This window comes from Nonomuraea sp. NPDC050451 (assembly GCF_044458585.1).
Window position 1 is genome coordinate 272,439 of sequence record NZ_JBITHZ010000003.1, and the last position, 14,899, is coordinate 287,337.

Consider the following 14,899-nt stretch of genomic DNA (forward strand, 5'->3'; position numbering starts at 1 on the left):
TGGAGGGATCATGGTGAAGTCAAGAGCCGCGGCGGCGCTGGCCGTCGCGGTCCTGGTTCTGTCGGCGTGCGGCTCGGGAGGCACGGAGACCCCGTCCGCCCAGAGCAGCAGCCAGCCGCGCACTCTCAAACTCTGGCACTACGAGTCGGCCGACAGCGCCATGGGCAAGGCGTGGACCGAGGCGATCAAGAAGTTCGAGGCGTCGCACCCGAACGTCAAGATCAAGTTCGAGGCCAAGGGCTTCGAGCAGATCCAGAAGACGGCGAGCATGGTGCTCAACTCCGATGAGGCGCCCGACATCATGGAGTACAACAAGGGCAACGCCACCGCCGGCCTGCTGTCCAAGCAGGGGCTGCTCACCGACCTGAGCGAGGAGGCCACCAAGCGCGGCTGGGACAAGTTGCTGCCCGGCGGCCTGCAGACCACCGCCAAGTACGACGACCGCGGCGTCATGGGCTCCGGCAAGTGGTACGGCGTGCCGAACTACGGCGAGTTCGTGATGGTCTATTACAACAAGGACCTGTTCGACAAGCACAAGGTCCAGGTGCCGACGACGTTCGAGCAGTTCACGGCCGCGATGGACACGTTCGTCAAGGCAGGGGTGACCCCCATCGGCACCGCCGGCGCCGAGTACCCGGCCCAGCAGATCTTCTACCAGCTCGCGCTGACCAAGGCGCAGAAGCCGTGGCTGGAGGCCTTCCAGTCCTACAAGGGCAAGGTCGACTTCCACGGCCCCGAGTTCACCTACGGCGCCGACACGTTCGCCGACTGGGTGAAGAAGGGCTACATCGCCAAGAACTCGTCCGGGCTGAAGGCCGAGGACATGGGCGTGGCGTTCATGAACGGCAAGTTCCCCATGATGATCAGCGGTAGCTGGTGGTACGGCCGCTTCGCCTCGGAGATCAAGAAGTTCGAGTGGGGCCACTTCCTCTTCCCCGGCGCCACGATGGCCCCGGGCTCGAGCGGCAACATCTGGGTCGTGCCCGAGAAGTCGGAGAACAAGGACCTGGCCTACGACTTCATCGACATCACGATGAGCAAGGACATCCAGAACCTCCTGGGCAACTCGGGCGGTGTCCCCGTGGCCGCCGACCCGGCCGCGATCACCGACGCGAAGAGCAAGGAGCTCATCGAGACGTTCAACAAGCTCACCAGTCAGGACGGCCTGGCCTTCTACCCCGACTGGCCCGCACCCGGGTACTACGACGTGCTGGTCGCCGGGATCCAGAACCTCATCAACGGCAGCAAGGCCCCGGCCGCGGTGCTGGACGAGATCGCCAAGCCGTACGAGGACAACCTCGCCGACATTGGCAACTAGATGAGGGTGCGCACGAGGGGGTACTGGCTCTACCTGGCCCCCAGCCTGCTGCTGTTCCTGGTCGTCATCGTCGTGCCGTTCCTCATGAACGTGGGCGCGAGCTTCACCCGCTGGTCGGGGATCGGCACGCCCAGGTGGATCGGGTTCGACAACTACACCAGGCTGCTGGAGGACGAGCGGTTCTGGCAGTCGTTCCAGCACAACGTGGGCCTGATCGTGGCCATGGCCATCGTGCCGACCGCGATCGGCCTCGTGCTGGCGGCCGCCCTGTTCGACTACATCGGCAAGAGGTTCGGGCCGCGCACGGCCTCGGCGCTGCGGGCCATGTACTACCTGCCGCAGGTGCTGCCGGTGGCGGTGGCCGGCGTGGTGTGGGGCTGGATGCTGCACCCGTCGTACGGCGCGATCAACCAGATCTTCGGCCTCGACCTCGACTGGCTCGGAGATCCCGACCTGGCGCTGGCCACGGTCATGGCGGTCATGGTCTGGTTCCAGCTCGGCTACCCGGTGGTGATCTTCATGGCGGGCCTGCAGCGCGTGGACCCGGCCTACTACGAGGCGGCCGAGATCGACGGGGCCTCGTGGTGGCGCAGGTTCTGGCACATCACGATCCCGCAGATCCGGCCGGAGATCTTCGTGGTGCTGCTGACGTGCACGATCGCCGCCCTCAAGGTGTTCGGGCCGATCTTCGTGCTGACCCGCGGAGGGCCCGGCAACGCGACGATGGTGCCGTCGTACTTCTCGTACCTGAACTTCTTCCAGAAGAGCAACGTCGGGTACGGCTCCGCGATCGCCACGGTGCTGGCACTGATCATCATCGTGGTGACGTTCCTGTTCCTGCGGGTCCAGGAGCGTGAGCAATGAGGGGCCCGGGGCGCTGGGCGGTGCTGTTCTCGCTGGTCGTGCTGGCGGTCGTGATGGTGTTCCCGTTCGCGATCGTGGCGATCAACGCGGTCAAGTCGCCGGCCGAGTACAGCTCCGACGGCCCGCTGAGCCTGCCCGACGGGCTCTACCTCCAGGGGCTCATCGACTTCTGGAACCGGGTGGAGTTCGGCACGAAACTCTGGAACAGCCTCCTGATCAGCGCGTCCGTGGCCGTGCTCGCCGTCGTGCTGTCGGTGCTCAACGCGTACGCGCTGGGCATCGGCAGGGTGAAGGGCCGGCTGTCGATCCTCGCGCTGTTCCTGGTGGCCAACACGCTGCCGCAGGAGGCGCTGGCCTACCCGCTGTACTACATGGCCAAGGCGGTCGGGCTGTACGACACCCGACTGTCGGTGATCATCGTCATGACGGTGATCCAGGCGGCGTTCGGCACATACTTGCTGAGCGCGGTCCTCGGCCAGTTCCCGAAGGAGATCCTGGAGGCGGCGGCGATCGACGGCGCGGGGCGGCTGCGGTCCCTGTGGCGGATCGTGGTGCCGATCAGCAGACCCACCCTCAACGTGCTGCTGATCTTCTTCTTCATCTGGACCTGGAACGAGTTCTTCCTTCCGTTGATCTTCCTGATCTCGAACGACACCCAGACGGTGCCCGTCGCGCTCGCCGTGCTGCAGGGCGAGAAGTACATGGACGCCACGATGTCCAGCGCCTCGGCGCTGCTCGGCCTCCTGCCGGCGGTCGCCTTCTTCCTGATCTTCCAGCGCACGCTGACCCGAGGTGTGACGGTCGGCGCCATCAAGTGATGGAGAACCATTGATGCGAAAGATCCCGCTATTAGCCACCCTCACGCTGGCGGCCTCGCTGCTGGCCGTACCTCCCGCGCAGGCCGCCGACTTCCCGTTCCAGAACCCGGCCCTGCCGGTGGAACAGCGGGTCGACGACCTGCTCGGCCGGCTCACGCTCCAGGAGAAGCTGGGCCTGCTGCACCAGTCGCAGGCGGCCATCCCGCGGCTGGGCATCGCGTACCACAAGAACGGCACCGAGGCGCTGCACGGCGTCGGCTGGTCCAACCACCTCAACGACAACTGGAGCCAGAAGTTCGCCAGCGGGACCGTGTTCCCGCAGGCCGTCGGGCTGGCCAGCACGTGGGACCCCGAGCTGATCAAGCGGGTCGGGTCGGCCGTCGGCGACGAGGTCCGCGGCTACAACGACGCGGACCCCGTCCTGTGGGGCCTGCAGGTGTGGGCGCCCGTCGTGGACCTGCTGCGGGACCCGCGGGCGGGCCGCAACGAGGAGGGCTACTCGGAGGACCCCCTGCTGACCGGGGCGGTCTCCACCGCCTACGGCAAGGGCCTGCAGGGTGACGACCCCGTCTACCTGAAGACGGCACCCGTGCTGAAGCACTACCTGGCCTACAACAACGAAACCAACCGCGGCACCAGCTCCTCCAACCTGACGCCGAAGCTCAAGCACGAGTACTACGAGCAGGCGTTCAAGGCGGCCATCTCGGCCAACGCCGCCACCGGGGTCATGGCGTCGTACAACCTGGTCAACGGGCGGCCCAACCACGTCAACCCCGACCTCGCCACCACGGTCAGGTCGTGGACGGACAAGACGCTCTACAACGTCAGCGACGCCTGGGGGCCGTACGCGCTCACCGAGCTGGAGAAGTACTACGACAACAAGCCCGAGGCGTTCGCCGCGGTGCTCAAGGCGGGGCTCGACAGCTACACCATCGACGACAGCAACGCCGCGCCGCTGGCCGAGCACCTGACGGCCGCGCTCGACCAGGGGCTCATCACCGTGGCCGACGTGGACAGGGCCGTGCGCAACGTCCTGACCATCCGGACGCGGCTGGGGCACTTCGACCCGGACGGCGGGCCGTACAAGAAGATCACCAAGGACGTGATCAACAGCCCGGCCAACCAGAAGCTCAACCGGGAGGCCGCTGGTAGAGCATCGGTGCTGCTGCGCAACTCCGGCGCCCTGCCGTTCAAGGAGCCGAAGTCGGCGGCCGTGGTCGGCCCGCTGGCCGGGACGCTCTACCGCGACTGGTACGGGGGCAAGGCGCCGTACCAGGTCACGCCCGTGGACGGGATCAAGGAACGCGTCGGCGACGTCAGCACCGGCGCGGGCCTGGAGCGGATCGCGCTCAAGCACCTCGACTCCGGCAAGTACCTCACCGCCACCGGCACCGGGGCCAATGACAATGCCGCCCTGATCGACACGGCGCCCACCGCGGCCTCCCAGTGGGACCTGACCGACTGGACCGGCGGCGTGTCCACGCTGCGCAACGCGGGCAACGGCAAGCTGCTCGGCGGCGACTGGCGCTCGCTCGACACCGACGACGCCGACCCCGACGGCTGGTACGTCCAGCAGCAGTTCGCCCTCGAAGCTCAGTCCGACGGCAGCTACCTGATCAGGTACGCCGGCTACGAGACCGTCGAGGGCTGGTACGGCCTGCCCGACCCGTACGTGACCGTCGCCGCCGACGGAACGCTCGGCCTGGCGCCCAAGGCGCAGGCGGCCAAGTTCGGCAAGGAGATCGTCTCGGACGGCGTCGCCGCGGCCGCCGCGCAGGCCGCCAAGGCCGAGGTCGCGGTCGTGGTGGTGGGCAGCCACCCGTTCGTGGCCGGGCGCGAGTTCCACGACCGTGCGAACCTGCAGCTCGGCGCCGGGCAGCGGCGGCTGATCGAGGCCGTGCGCAAGGCGAACCCGCGCACCGTCGTCGTCCTGGAGACCAGCTACCCGGTCGTCGTGGACGCCCCGAACCTGCTGTGGACCACCCACGCGGGCGCGGAGACCGGCCACGCCGTCGCCGACGTGCTCTTCGGCGCCGTCAACCCGGCCGGCCGGCTCACCCAGACCTGGCCCGCCGGCGACAGCCTGCCGGACATCTACAACTACGACCTGGCCAAGACCGGGATGACGTACCTGTACGGAAAGGGCAAGCCGCTCTACGCGTTCGGGCACGGCCTGAGCTACACCACGTTCGGCTACCAGGGCCTGACCGTCCAGGGTGGCAAGGTGAGCGTCAAGGTCACCAACACCGGCAAGGTCAAGGGCGACGAGGTGGTCCAGCTCTACACCCACCAGCGCGAGTCCCGCTTCAAGCAGCCGGTCAAGCAGCTGCGCGGCTTCCAGCGGATCACGCTGAACCCGGGCGAGACCCGTACGGTGACCTTCACCCTGAAGAAGTCCGACCTGGCGGTCTGGGACTACACCCGGGGCAAGTGGGCCGTGGAGAGCGCCACCCACGACGTCCTCGTCGGCTCGGCGTCCGACAAAATCCGCCAGTCCACCACGCTGCGGGTCTCCGGCGAGACCATCCCCGTACGTGACCTGGCGAAGACCACGCGGGCGATGGACTTCGACGACTACGCGGGCGTGACGTTCGCGGACGAGACCAAGGCCGGCGGAGACGCCGTGGAAGGGTCGGCGGGGGACTGGATCTCCTTCACCGGCGCCTCCTTCGGCTCCCGCTTCACGGCCGGCGTGTCCTCGGTGAGCGGCGGCTCGCTGGAGCTGCGCTCCGGCTCGCCGACCGGCGCCCTGCTGGGCACCGTCCAGGTGCCCGCCACCGGCGGCATCTACCAGTGGGGTACGGCGACCGCCACGGTCAAGGCGGGTAGCGGGAGCCTGTACCTCGTGTTCAAGGGTGACCTGCGGATCAAGGACTTCGCGCTCGCCCGATGACGTTTCGTGGCGGCCATGAGCATGGTCATGGCCGCCACGAAACCCCTCTTGCCCCAATTGGATAGTTATGCTATCTATCTCTTCTAGATACCTGAGCTATCCAAATAGGGGCTGTGATGATAGTGATCGTTCTGCTGGTCGCCACTCTGGCGTTCCGGCTGCTGGGCGCGCTGGGCGTGGCCAGGTTCGCCACCTGGCGCGTCAGCGCCGCTCATGGGCTGGCGGTCATGCTGGTGATGACGGCCAGCGCCCACTTCGTCCCGGCGGGCGTGACCTTCATGCCCAACCATGCCGACCTGGTGGCCATGGTGCCGCCGTTCGTGCCGTTCCCGGCCCTGGTGATCTATCTGACCGGCGTGCTGGAGCTGGCCGGCGCGGCCGGGCTCGTGCTCGAAGGGACCCGCAGGGCCGCCGGGATCTGCCTGGCGCTGCTCTTCGTGGCCCTGCTGCCGGCGAACGTGTACGCCGCCCTCGCCGGCCAGGACGTGACCCCCCTCTGGGAGCGGATCCCCGAGCAGGTCCTCTACATCGCGATCGCGCTGTGGGCCGCTGCTACGAGGACCCGCGAACGTAGTCGACTGTGAACTCCTTGGGGTACGTGCCGGCCGGCCCCGAGAAGGCGCCCGTCTGCAGCGAGGACACCCGCAGGCCGCCCTCCCGTTCGGGTGCCCACTTCGTCCCGTCGAGCCGGTCGCCCTCGAAGGTGTCCTCGCTCATCTGGCCGTCCACCCTCCGTCGACCACCAGCGTGTGCCCCGTGACCATGGAGGCCGCGGGCGAGACCAGGAACAGCACCGCGCCGGCCACGTCCATGGGCTCGCCGATGCGGTGCAGCGCGGCGATCCGCTCGATCACGTCCGCCTCGAACGCCGGGTCCGACAGGGCCTCGGCCGTGCCCGGGGTGCGGATGAACGTCGGGGCCACGTTGTTGACCGTGATGCCGTGCGGGCCCCACTCGACCGCCAGGCATCGGGTCAGGTGGGCGATGGCCGCCTTCGTCATGCAATAGACGGACTCGCCGGGCAGGGCGACCTCGCCGGCCTGGGATCCGATGTTCACGATCCTGCCGTGCCCCTGCCGGATCATGGCCCGGCCCACGGCCTGGCCGGCCAGGAAGGTGCCCTTCAGGTTGACCGCGAGCGTCCGGTCGAAGTCCTCCTCCGTGACGTCCTCGGCGGGGTTGCCCGGGGCGATGCCGGCGTTGTTGACCAGGATGTCGATCCGCCCGAACCGGCTGAGCGTCTCCTCCACCGCCCGGGAGATCTGGCCGGGGGCCGTCATGTCCATCTGGAGGGGGAGCGCGGCGCGCCCCAGCCCGGTGATCTCGCCGGCCAGCCCGCCGTCCTCGCCGATGTCCCGCAGGCCGATGGCGACGTCGGCCCCGGCGTTGGCCAGGGCCAGCGAGATGGCCCGCCCGAGGCCCCTGGCCGCCCCTGTGACCAGGGCGACCTTCCCGTCGACCCGGAATTCAGGAAAGTCCATGCTTGCCTCCTTAATTCGTTGTGCGTCCAAACTATTGACCGTCGGCGCGCCCGTATGTGAGCCTTCTTGAGTAGCTCATGCGCGAAGGCGCGGTGACGGTCAGGGTCCCTGCACTCTGCTCGTGCATGGCGGTCATCTGAAGCCTTTGGGGCGCCGGTTCGGCGTGCCTGGAAAGGGAGAGCCGCGCATGCGAAGAAGATTATTGGTCATGTTCACGGTCGCCGCCGTCCTGCTCGTGGCGGCGATCGTGCGGATGTCACCGGTCTCGGCCGTCGCCTCGGATCCGTACGCGTACAAGAACGTCAGGATCGACGGCGGCGGCTTCGTCCCCGGCATCATCTTCAACCCCACGGAGAAGAACCTCATCTACGCCCGCACCGACATCGGCGGGGCGTACCGGTGGAACCAGCCGACCAAGTCCTGGACCCCGTTGCTGGACTGGGTCGGCTGGGACAAGTGGGGCTACAACGGCGTGATCAGCCTCGCCACCGACCCCGTGCAGACCAATCGGGTGTACGCCGCCGTCGGCATGTACACCAACAGCTGGGACCCCAACAACGGCGCGATCCTGCGTTCGACGGACAAGGGCGACAACTGGCAGGTCACGCCGCTGCCGTTCAAGCTGGGCGGGAACATGCCCGGCCGCGGCATGGGCGAGGCGCTGTCGGTGGACCCGAACAACAACAGCGTCCTCTACTTCGGCACCCCCAACGGCAACGGGCTCTGGCGCAGCACCGACTACGGCGCCACCTGGGCGAAAGTGGCCAGCTTCCCGAACCCGGGCAACTACGCCCAGGACCCGAACGACCCCAACGGCTACCTGAGCCACAAGCCGGGCGTGGTGTGGGTGGCCTACGACCCGCGCTCGTCCACCAAGGGCACCGCCACCAAGACCATCTACGTGGGCGTCGCCGACAAGGAGAACAGCGTCTACCGCACCACCGACGCGGGCGCCACCTGGTCGCGCGTGGCCGGGCAGCCGACCGGCTACCTCGCCCACAAGGGCGTGCTGGACACCACCAACGGCTACCTCTACATCGCGACGAGCGACACCGGCGGCCCGTACGACGGCGCCAAGGGCGACGTGTGGCGCTACGCCACCGCGACCGGCACCTGGACCCAGATCAGCCCCATCCCGTCGTCCAGCTCCGACGACTACTTCGGCTACAGCGGCCTGACCATCGACCGGCAGAAACCCGGCACGATCATGGTGGCGACGCAGATCTCCTGGTGGCCGGACGTGATCTTCTTCCGGTCCACGGACTCGGGCGCGACCTGGACCCGCGTGTGGGACTGGACCTCGTACCCGAACCGCAGCTTCCGCTACAAGCAGGACATCTCGGAGAACCCGTGGCTGACCTTCGGCACCAACCCGCAGCCCCCTGAGGTCACGCCCAAGCTCGGCTGGATGACGGAGTCCCTGGAGATCGACCCGCTCGACTCCGACAGGATGATGTACGGCACCGGCGCCACGATCTACGGCACCGAGGACCTGACCAAGTGGGACTCGGGCACCCAGTTCACCATCAAGCCCATGGCCAAGGGCCTGGAGGAGACGGCCGTCCTGGACCTGATCAGCCCGCCGAGCGGCGCGTCCCTGGTCAGCGCCCTGGGCGACATCGGCGGCTTCCGCCACACGAACCTGGACGCCGTGCCGTCGATGATGTTCACGGCCCCGATCTTCACCTCGACCACCAGCCTGGACTACGCGGAGAAGTCCCCTTCGATCATGGTCCGGGCGGGTAACTTCAAGGACTCCGACCGCCCGAACGACAGCCACGTGGCCTTCTCCACGGACGGCGGCGCCAACTGGTTCCAGGGCACGGAGCCGGGCGGCATCGACGAGGGCGGCACGGTGGCGGCCGCCGCCGACGGCTCCCGCTTCGTCTGGGCGCCCAAGGGCGTCACGCCGGTCTACTCGGTGGGGTACGGCAACTCCTGGCAGCAGGCGTCCGGCCTGCCCACGGGGGCGATCGTGGAGTCGGACCGCGTCAACGCGGCGAAGTTCTACGGCTTCAACGGCGGGCGCCTCTACGTCAGCACCAACGGCGGCGCGACCTTCACCGCCACCGCCGCCTCGGGCCTGCCCACCAGCGGCAAGATCAAGGCGGTGCCGGGCAAGGAGGGTGACCTGTGGCTGGCCGGCGACGGCGGCCTGTGGCACTCCACCGACAGCGGCGCGTCCTTCACGAAGCTGTCGGGCATCACCAGTTCGGTGAACGTCGGCTTCGGCAAGGCGGCGCCCGGCGGCACGTACATGGCGGTCTTCGCGGTGGCCACGATCGGCGGCGTCACGGGCCTGTACCGCTCGGACGACGCCGGGGCGAACTGGGCGCGCATCAACGACGACAAGCACCAGTGGGGCAACATGGGCGAGGCCCTGACGGGCGACCCCAGGGTGTACGGGCGCGTCTACGTCGGCACCAACGGCCGCGGCATCCTGTACGGCGACCGCACGGGCCCGCCGGTAACCGTCACACCCACCGTGACCCCGACGGTCACCCCCACCGTCACGCCCACGGTCACGCCCACCGTGACCCCGACCGTCACACCCACCACGGGGTCGGGCTGCGCGGCGACGTACAAGGGAGTGAACGAGTGGTCGGGCGGCTTCCAGGCTGAGGTCACCGTCAAGAACACGGGGGCGGCGCAGATCACGGGCTGGAAGGTGACCTGGACCTGGTCGGGAGACCAGAAGATCAGCCAGCTCTGGAGCGGCACCCCGACCCAGACGGGCGCCAACGTGAGCGTCGTCAACGCCGGCTACAACGGCACCCTGGCCCCGAACGGGACGACGTCGTTCGGCTTCACCGGCACCTACACCGGCACCAACACCCCACCCACCACCCTCACCTGCACCCCGGCGTAAACCGAAACCCCCGCTCGGGGCGCTCGCCGGCACCCACCCGTTACCTGGTTACCTGGTGGGCCTGCTGGAGCCCGCCCCGAGCGGCCCTCGCTGACGCTCGGACGTGCCCGTCGGGGGTCGCGGCCTCGCCACGAGCCCCGGGCGAGAGGGCTTCCCAGCCCTCTCGCGCTCTCCCGGCCCTGGGCCGGTCCAGCCAAACGGTCGGTCACGTGTCTTCTCGTAGGAAGGTGCGCAGACGTGAGGGCGTGGCACGCCCCGCATGCGATCAGTCCATTGCGGCCTGGCGACCGATGGCGTCTACGCGCCGCAGTCCCAGCCCGTCTGCCGCACGTTCCAACGCCACGAGGGCCTGGTGAGCTGACCACTAACGAGACCGGGCACAAACCAATCGGGGGCCTGACCGAGCGGCATGGCCTGCGGGTGGACAGCACAGGCGGAGGTGTTGATGAGCATCGGGGAGCCCGAGGCCATCTTCGGTTGCCGGCCGAACCTACTGGTGAGCGATCTGTCCGCCAGCCTGCGGTTCTACTCAGACACGCTGGGCTTCCGAGTCGGCTGGCATTGGTCTGACCGTCAGGCCCGGTTCCTGCGAGGCGACGAGTTCGGCGAACCGGGTGAGCCTGGGACGGCGCTCGTCGGGCGAGACCGCGCTCAGATCATCCTGACCCAGGCCGCAGGCGTCCACAGCACCTGGCTGCACCTGGACGTGCACACATCCACGCAGGTGGACGGGCTGTTCCAGGAGTGGCGTGACCAGGGCGTGGACATCGCGGACCCGCCGGCCGTACGTCCGTGGGGAATGTATGAGATGCGCCTTCACGATCCGGACGGACACGTGCTTCGAGTCAGCTCACCGCCTGAAAGTACGGCAGACCGACCCGGTGAACGTCAGTAGTCACGGCACCAGTACTCCGGTCGCACATCGCTGTAGACGGTCTGGGCGTGGGTGAGCTGCACCGCTTCAAAGCGGGTCCTTGAAGCTGGAGATCGCTGATCCTCGCCGCGGTGCCGGAGCGGGTCAGACAGAAAGCAGGAATTTGTCGTTCGACGATGTCGATTTGGGCGGTTGGCGCTCGTGTAGGGGGTGATCGGGCCGCCACTGGGGCGGTCCGCAGGAGTGGAGGAGACATTCCGGTGCGTTCGATCACCGTCACCATGAACATCAGCCTGGATGGCGTCGTGCAGGGCCCGGGCCGTCCCGATGAGGACACCCGCGGAGGCTTCACGCACGGCGGCTGGGGGGCCTGGCACCAGGACGAGGTCTTGGCCCAGGAGATGGCCAAGGGCATGAGCGTCGCCGGCGACATGCTGCTCGGCCGCCGCACCTGGCAGGACTTCATCACCGCGTGGGCGCACCGCGAGGACGGCAACCCGTACACCGCCCGTATGAACGCCGTCACCAAGTACGTCGCCTCGGCCACGCTTGACGACGCGAGTGCTTGGCAGAACTCGGTGCTGCTGCGCGGCGACGCGACTCAGACGGTTGCGGAGTTGAAGGCGCAGGACGGCAACGACCTGGGCATCATCGGCAGCTCCGCACTGGTGCGCAGCCTGCATGCGGCCGGTCTGATCGACCATTACACGTTGGTGGTTCACCCGCTCACCCTGGGCTCGGGTACACGGATGTTCGAGGGGCCGGCGCCGTTGACCCAGTACCGCCTCACCAGCAGTGTCACGACCACGAAGGGTGTCATCGTCGCCCACTACGACCGCCGCTGACAGTCCCTGAGTACCTGTCCCGGGGTTCCAACCTCTCAGCGCCACTCCTCTGCAAGCGGAGCGACGCGGGCGCCTGTTTGAACGGCTCAACCCGGCTCTTCGTCCCCCGAGCGGCCCTCGCTGACGCTCGGACGTGTCCATCGGGGGCTCGCGCCGCGCCGACCGCTGGGACGCGTATGCTGCCCGGCGTTGAGATCACCAGGCGTGTGGGTCGCAAGGAGTGCCTGATGTTGTACGGGCGGGAGCGGGAGCAGCGGGAGCTCGGCCGGCTCCTGGCGGAGGCCGCCTCTGGCCGGGGCGGCGCCGTCGTGGTCCTGGGTGAGCCGGGCGGCGGCAAGTCGGCGTTGCTGCGGTGGGCGGGCTCAAACCAGGAGTTCCAGGTGTCGAGCTGCACGGGCGTGGAGAGCGAGGCGGAGCTGCCGTTCGCGGCGCTGCAGTCCCTGCTGTCCGGCGCGATGCGGCACCTGCCCGGCATCCCCGGCCCGCAGGCGGAGGCGTTGCGGGCGGCGCTGGGACTGGCCGCCCCGGGCGGCGACAACCGCTTCCTGGTCGGCCTGGCCACGGTGTCGCTGCTGGCGGAGCTGGCCGCGGACAGGCCCGTGCTGTGCCTGGTGGACGACGCCCAGTGGCTGGACCGGCCCTCGGCCGAGGCGCTGGGGTTCGCCGCCCGCCGGCTGGCGGCCGAGAGGGTGTTCCTGCTGTTCGCGGCGCGAGAGGGGGCCGCCCTGCCGGGTGTGTCCGAACTGACGCTCAAGCGGCTGGATCCGATGGCCGCGCGGGCGCTGCTGGCCGATCACGCTCCGGACCTGCCCTCGCACGTACGCGACCGGGTGCTGACCGAGGCCGACGGCAACCCCCTGGCCCTGCTCGAACTGCCCCGGACCGACGCCACCGACCCGGGGCCGCTGCCGCTGCCGCACCGTCTGCAGGACGCCTATCAGCGGCGCATCGCCAAGCTGCCCTCGCCGACTCGTACGGCACTGCTGGTCGCGGCGGCGGAGGAGAGCGGCGCGCTGGCGGCCACGCTGCGTGCCATGGCCGGTCTCGGGCTGGAAGCAGGAGCGCTGGCGGCGGCCGAGGGCGAGGGACTGATCAGCGTGGAGGAGCAGACCGTCGTCTTCCGGCATCCGCTGATCCGTACGGCCGCCTACCGGGGCGCGCCGTTCACCGATCGGCTGGCCGCGCACGCCACGCTCGCGGACGCGCTGGCCGGCGACCCAGACCGGGCGGCCTGGCACCGGGCGGCGGCCGCCACCGGACCTGACGAGGAGGTGGCGGCGGACCTGGAGGCGGCGGCTCTGCGGGCCCGCCGGCGATCCGGGCACGCCACAGCCGTCACGGCGCTGGAACGGGCCGCCCGGCTCACCGCCGAAGAGCCGGAACGGGCGCGGCGGCTGGCGCTGGCCGCCGAGATCGCCGTGGACGCGGGGCTGCCCGATCGCGCCCGGCACCTGGCCGGGCAGGCACTGCGGCTCACCGAGGACCCCCGCGCGCTGGCGCGCATCGCGACCGTGCGGGCCCGGGTGGAATTCGAGCACGGCTCGTTGCGCACGGTTCACGAGGTGCTGGTCACGGCAGCGCGCCAGGTCGCGCCGCTCGACGCGGACTCCGCCGCGGCGATGCTGGCGGACGCGTCGCGGGCGTCCTGGTCGGCCGGTGACCCCGCGCGGGTGGCGCAGGCCCATCGGATGCTCAGGGAACTGCCGCCGGATCCGGTCAGGGACAAGCTCGTCGACTCCATCGGCGGGGCGCTGAAGCTGTACTCCGACGACGCGACCGAGGCGGCCGATGGAGTGGCGCTGCTGCGCGAGCACGTCGCACAGGGCAGGAACGGGCCGCCGGGGCTGCGGCTCAACGTGGCGCTGCAGGCACTGCTGACCGGCGACTACGACGACACCCGCGACATCATGGCGGACCTGGCGGAGGAGCGCCGCGCGAGCGGAGCCATCGGCTGGCTGCCGGCGGTGCTGTGCACACTGGCGACCGCCGAGACCAACCTCGGACGTCATCGCGACGCGATCCAGTCCGCCACCGAGGCACTGCGCATCGCCGAGGACATCGGCCAGCCCAGCCGCGTGGCCCACGCCGAGGCGCTGCTGGCGTATGTGGCCGCCGTACGCGGCGACGAACACGGCGCGCGGCTGGCCGAACGGAACCTTCAGCGCCTCCCGGCGCACGCCAACGCGCTCGTGGCCGCATGGTGCGAGTGGGCGCTGGCGCTGCTCGACCTCGGCCGAGGCCGCTACGAGGCGGCACTGGACCGGCTGGAGACGGCCACCCGCGGCCCGATCCAGCACGTGGGACCCGGCGTGCACTTCGCCGCCGACCAGGTGGAGGCCGCCGTGCGGCTCGGCCGCCCGGAACGCGCCGCCGAACCGCTGGCCCGGCTGGAACAGTGGGCCGCCGCCGCACGTCTCCCCTGGGAGGACGGGCTCGTGCTGCGTTGCCGGGCGTTGGCGACCGCGGACGGCACGCTGTACGCGCGGGCCCTGGAGCTGCAGGGCGAGGCCCGGCCGTTCGAGAGGGCCCGCACCGAGCTGCTGTACGGGGAGTGGCTGCGCCGCGAGCGGCACAAGGTCGAGGCCCGTACGCACCTGCGCGAGGCGCTGGAGCGGTTCGAGCGGCTCGGCGCGGCTCCCTGGGCCGAGCACGCCCGCGCCGAACTGCGCGCGGCCGGAGAGAGCTCCGCCCCCGCCGCCGCGGACGCGGTGGCCCAGCTCACCCCCCAGGAGCTGCAGGTGGTACGGCTCGCGGCGACCGGCGCGACGAACAAGGAGATCGCCGCGCGGCTGTTCCTCAGCCCCAAGACGGTCGGCCACCATCTCTACCGCGCCTTCCCCAAGCTGGGCGTCTCCACCCGGACGGAGCTGGCCCGCCTGAGCCTCGAATAGGGGAACATGCCCGATACCTTCGGATGATCGCCGCTTCTAACGTCTT

The 14,899-nt window shown here is 69.5% G+C and carries 11 protein-coding genes; 9 read left to right on the plus strand and 2 right to left on the minus strand.

Features of this window, described 5'->3' with window-relative positions; all coding sequences use genetic code 11:
* Positions 1 to 10: 10 nt before the first annotated feature.
* From ACIBI9_RS12525 to ACIBI9_RS12545, 5 genes are all read left to right on the plus strand, one after another.
* Entirely contained in the window at positions 11 to 1,318 is a 1,308-nt protein-coding gene (locus tag ACIBI9_RS12525) for an ABC transporter substrate-binding protein (RefSeq protein ID WP_397222083.1), read from the plus strand.
* Positions 1,319 to 2,182, plus strand: coding sequence for a carbohydrate ABC transporter permease (locus ACIBI9_RS12530; protein ID WP_397222084.1), 864 nt, complete (start codon positions 1,319 to 1,321; stop codon positions 2,180 to 2,182).
* Entirely contained in the window at positions 2,179 to 3,000 is an 822-nt protein-coding gene (locus ACIBI9_RS12535; RefSeq protein ID WP_397222085.1) for a carbohydrate ABC transporter permease, read from the plus strand. The genes ACIBI9_RS12530 and ACIBI9_RS12535 overlap by 4 nt, the downstream gene beginning before the upstream one ends.
* 13 nt (positions 3,001 to 3,013) lie before the next feature.
* Complete coding sequence (locus tag ACIBI9_RS12540; RefSeq protein WP_397222086.1) at positions 3,014 to 5,893, plus strand: glycoside hydrolase family 3 C-terminal domain-containing protein; 2,880 nt, start codon at positions 3,014 to 3,016, stop codon at positions 5,891 to 5,893.
* A 116-nt stretch (positions 5,894 to 6,009) separates the two neighbouring features.
* On the plus strand, positions 6,010 to 6,477 hold the full coding sequence (locus ACIBI9_RS12545) for a hypothetical protein (RefSeq protein WP_397222087.1): 468 nt from the start codon (positions 6,010 to 6,012) through the stop codon (positions 6,475 to 6,477).
* On the opposite strand, the gene ACIBI9_RS12550 is transcribed toward ACIBI9_RS12545, so the two are convergent.
* Together ACIBI9_RS12550 and ACIBI9_RS12555 are read right to left on the minus strand one after the other, a co-directional pair.
* Positions 6,446 to 6,610 (minus strand): hypothetical protein, encoded by a 165-nt coding sequence (locus tag ACIBI9_RS12550; protein WP_397222088.1) that lies wholly within the window; start codon positions 6,608 to 6,610, stop codon positions 6,446 to 6,448. The two genes, ACIBI9_RS12545 and ACIBI9_RS12550, sit on opposite strands and share 32 nt — an antisense overlap.
* On the minus strand, positions 6,607 to 7,374 hold the full coding sequence (locus ACIBI9_RS12555) for an SDR family NAD(P)-dependent oxidoreductase (RefSeq protein WP_397222089.1): 768 nt from the start codon (positions 7,372 to 7,374) through the stop codon (positions 6,607 to 6,609). Before ACIBI9_RS12555 ends, ACIBI9_RS12550 begins: the two co-directional genes overlap by 4 nt.
* A gap of 187 nt (positions 7,375 to 7,561) precedes the next feature.
* On the opposite strand from ACIBI9_RS12555, the gene ACIBI9_RS12560 reads away from it, so the two are divergent.
* From ACIBI9_RS12560 to ACIBI9_RS12575, 4 genes are all read left to right on the plus strand, one after another.
* Complete coding sequence (locus tag ACIBI9_RS12560) at positions 7,562 to 10,243, plus strand: cellulose binding domain-containing protein (RefSeq protein WP_397222090.1); 2,682 nt, start codon at positions 7,562 to 7,564, stop codon at positions 10,241 to 10,243.
* Positions 10,244 to 10,688: 445 nt separating this feature from the next.
* Positions 10,689 to 11,138 (plus strand): VOC family protein, encoded by a 450-nt coding sequence (locus tag ACIBI9_RS12565; protein WP_397222092.1) that lies wholly within the window; start codon positions 10,689 to 10,691, stop codon positions 11,136 to 11,138.
* Positions 11,139 to 11,377: 239 nt separating this feature from the next.
* Positions 11,378 to 11,962 (plus strand): dihydrofolate reductase family protein, encoded by a 585-nt coding sequence (locus tag ACIBI9_RS12570; protein ID WP_397222093.1) that lies wholly within the window; start codon positions 11,378 to 11,380, stop codon positions 11,960 to 11,962.
* Positions 11,963 to 12,189: 227 nt separating this feature from the next.
* Positions 12,190 to 14,853 (plus strand): AAA family ATPase, encoded by a 2,664-nt coding sequence (locus ACIBI9_RS12575; RefSeq protein ID WP_397222094.1) that lies wholly within the window; start codon positions 12,190 to 12,192, stop codon positions 14,851 to 14,853.
* The last annotated feature ends 46 nt before the right edge of the window (positions 14,854 to 14,899 follow it).

What these genes read in the sequence shown, in the direction of transcription:
- ACIBI9_RS12560 (WP_397222090.1), top strand. Translation starts at nt 7,562, where the DNA reads ATGCGAAGAAGATTATTGGTCATGTTCACGGTCGCCGCCGTCCTGCTC.
- ACIBI9_RS12540 (WP_397222086.1), top strand. Translation starts at nt 3,014, where the DNA reads ATGCGAAAGATCCCGCTATTAGCCACCCTCACGCTGGCGGCCTCGCTG.
- ACIBI9_RS12545 (WP_397222087.1), top strand. Translation starts at nt 6,010, where the DNA reads ATGATAGTGATCGTTCTGCTGGTCGCCACTCTGGCGTTCCGGCTGCTG.
- ACIBI9_RS12530 (WP_397222084.1), top strand. Translation starts at nt 1,319, where the DNA reads ATGAGGGTGCGCACGAGGGGGTACTGGCTCTACCTGGCCCCCAGCCTG.
- ACIBI9_RS12550 (WP_397222088.1), bottom strand. Translation starts at nt 6,610, where the DNA reads ATGAGCGAGGACACCTTCGAGGGCGACCGGCTCGACGGGACGAAGTGG.
- ACIBI9_RS12575 (WP_397222094.1), top strand. Translation starts at nt 12,190, where the DNA reads ATGTTGTACGGGCGGGAGCGGGAGCAGCGGGAGCTCGGCCGGCTCCTG.
- ACIBI9_RS12535 (WP_397222085.1), top strand. Translation starts at nt 2,179, where the DNA reads ATGAGGGGCCCGGGGCGCTGGGCGGTGCTGTTCTCGCTGGTCGTGCTG.
- ACIBI9_RS12555 (WP_397222089.1), bottom strand. Translation starts at nt 7,374, where the DNA reads ATGGACTTTCCTGAATTCCGGGTCGACGGGAAGGTCGCCCTGGTCACA.
- ACIBI9_RS12525 (WP_397222083.1), top strand. Translation starts at nt 11, where the DNA reads ATGGTGAAGTCAAGAGCCGCGGCGGCGCTGGCCGTCGCGGTCCTGGTT.
- ACIBI9_RS12565 (WP_397222092.1), top strand. Translation starts at nt 10,689, where the DNA reads ATGAGCATCGGGGAGCCCGAGGCCATCTTCGGTTGCCGGCCGAACCTA.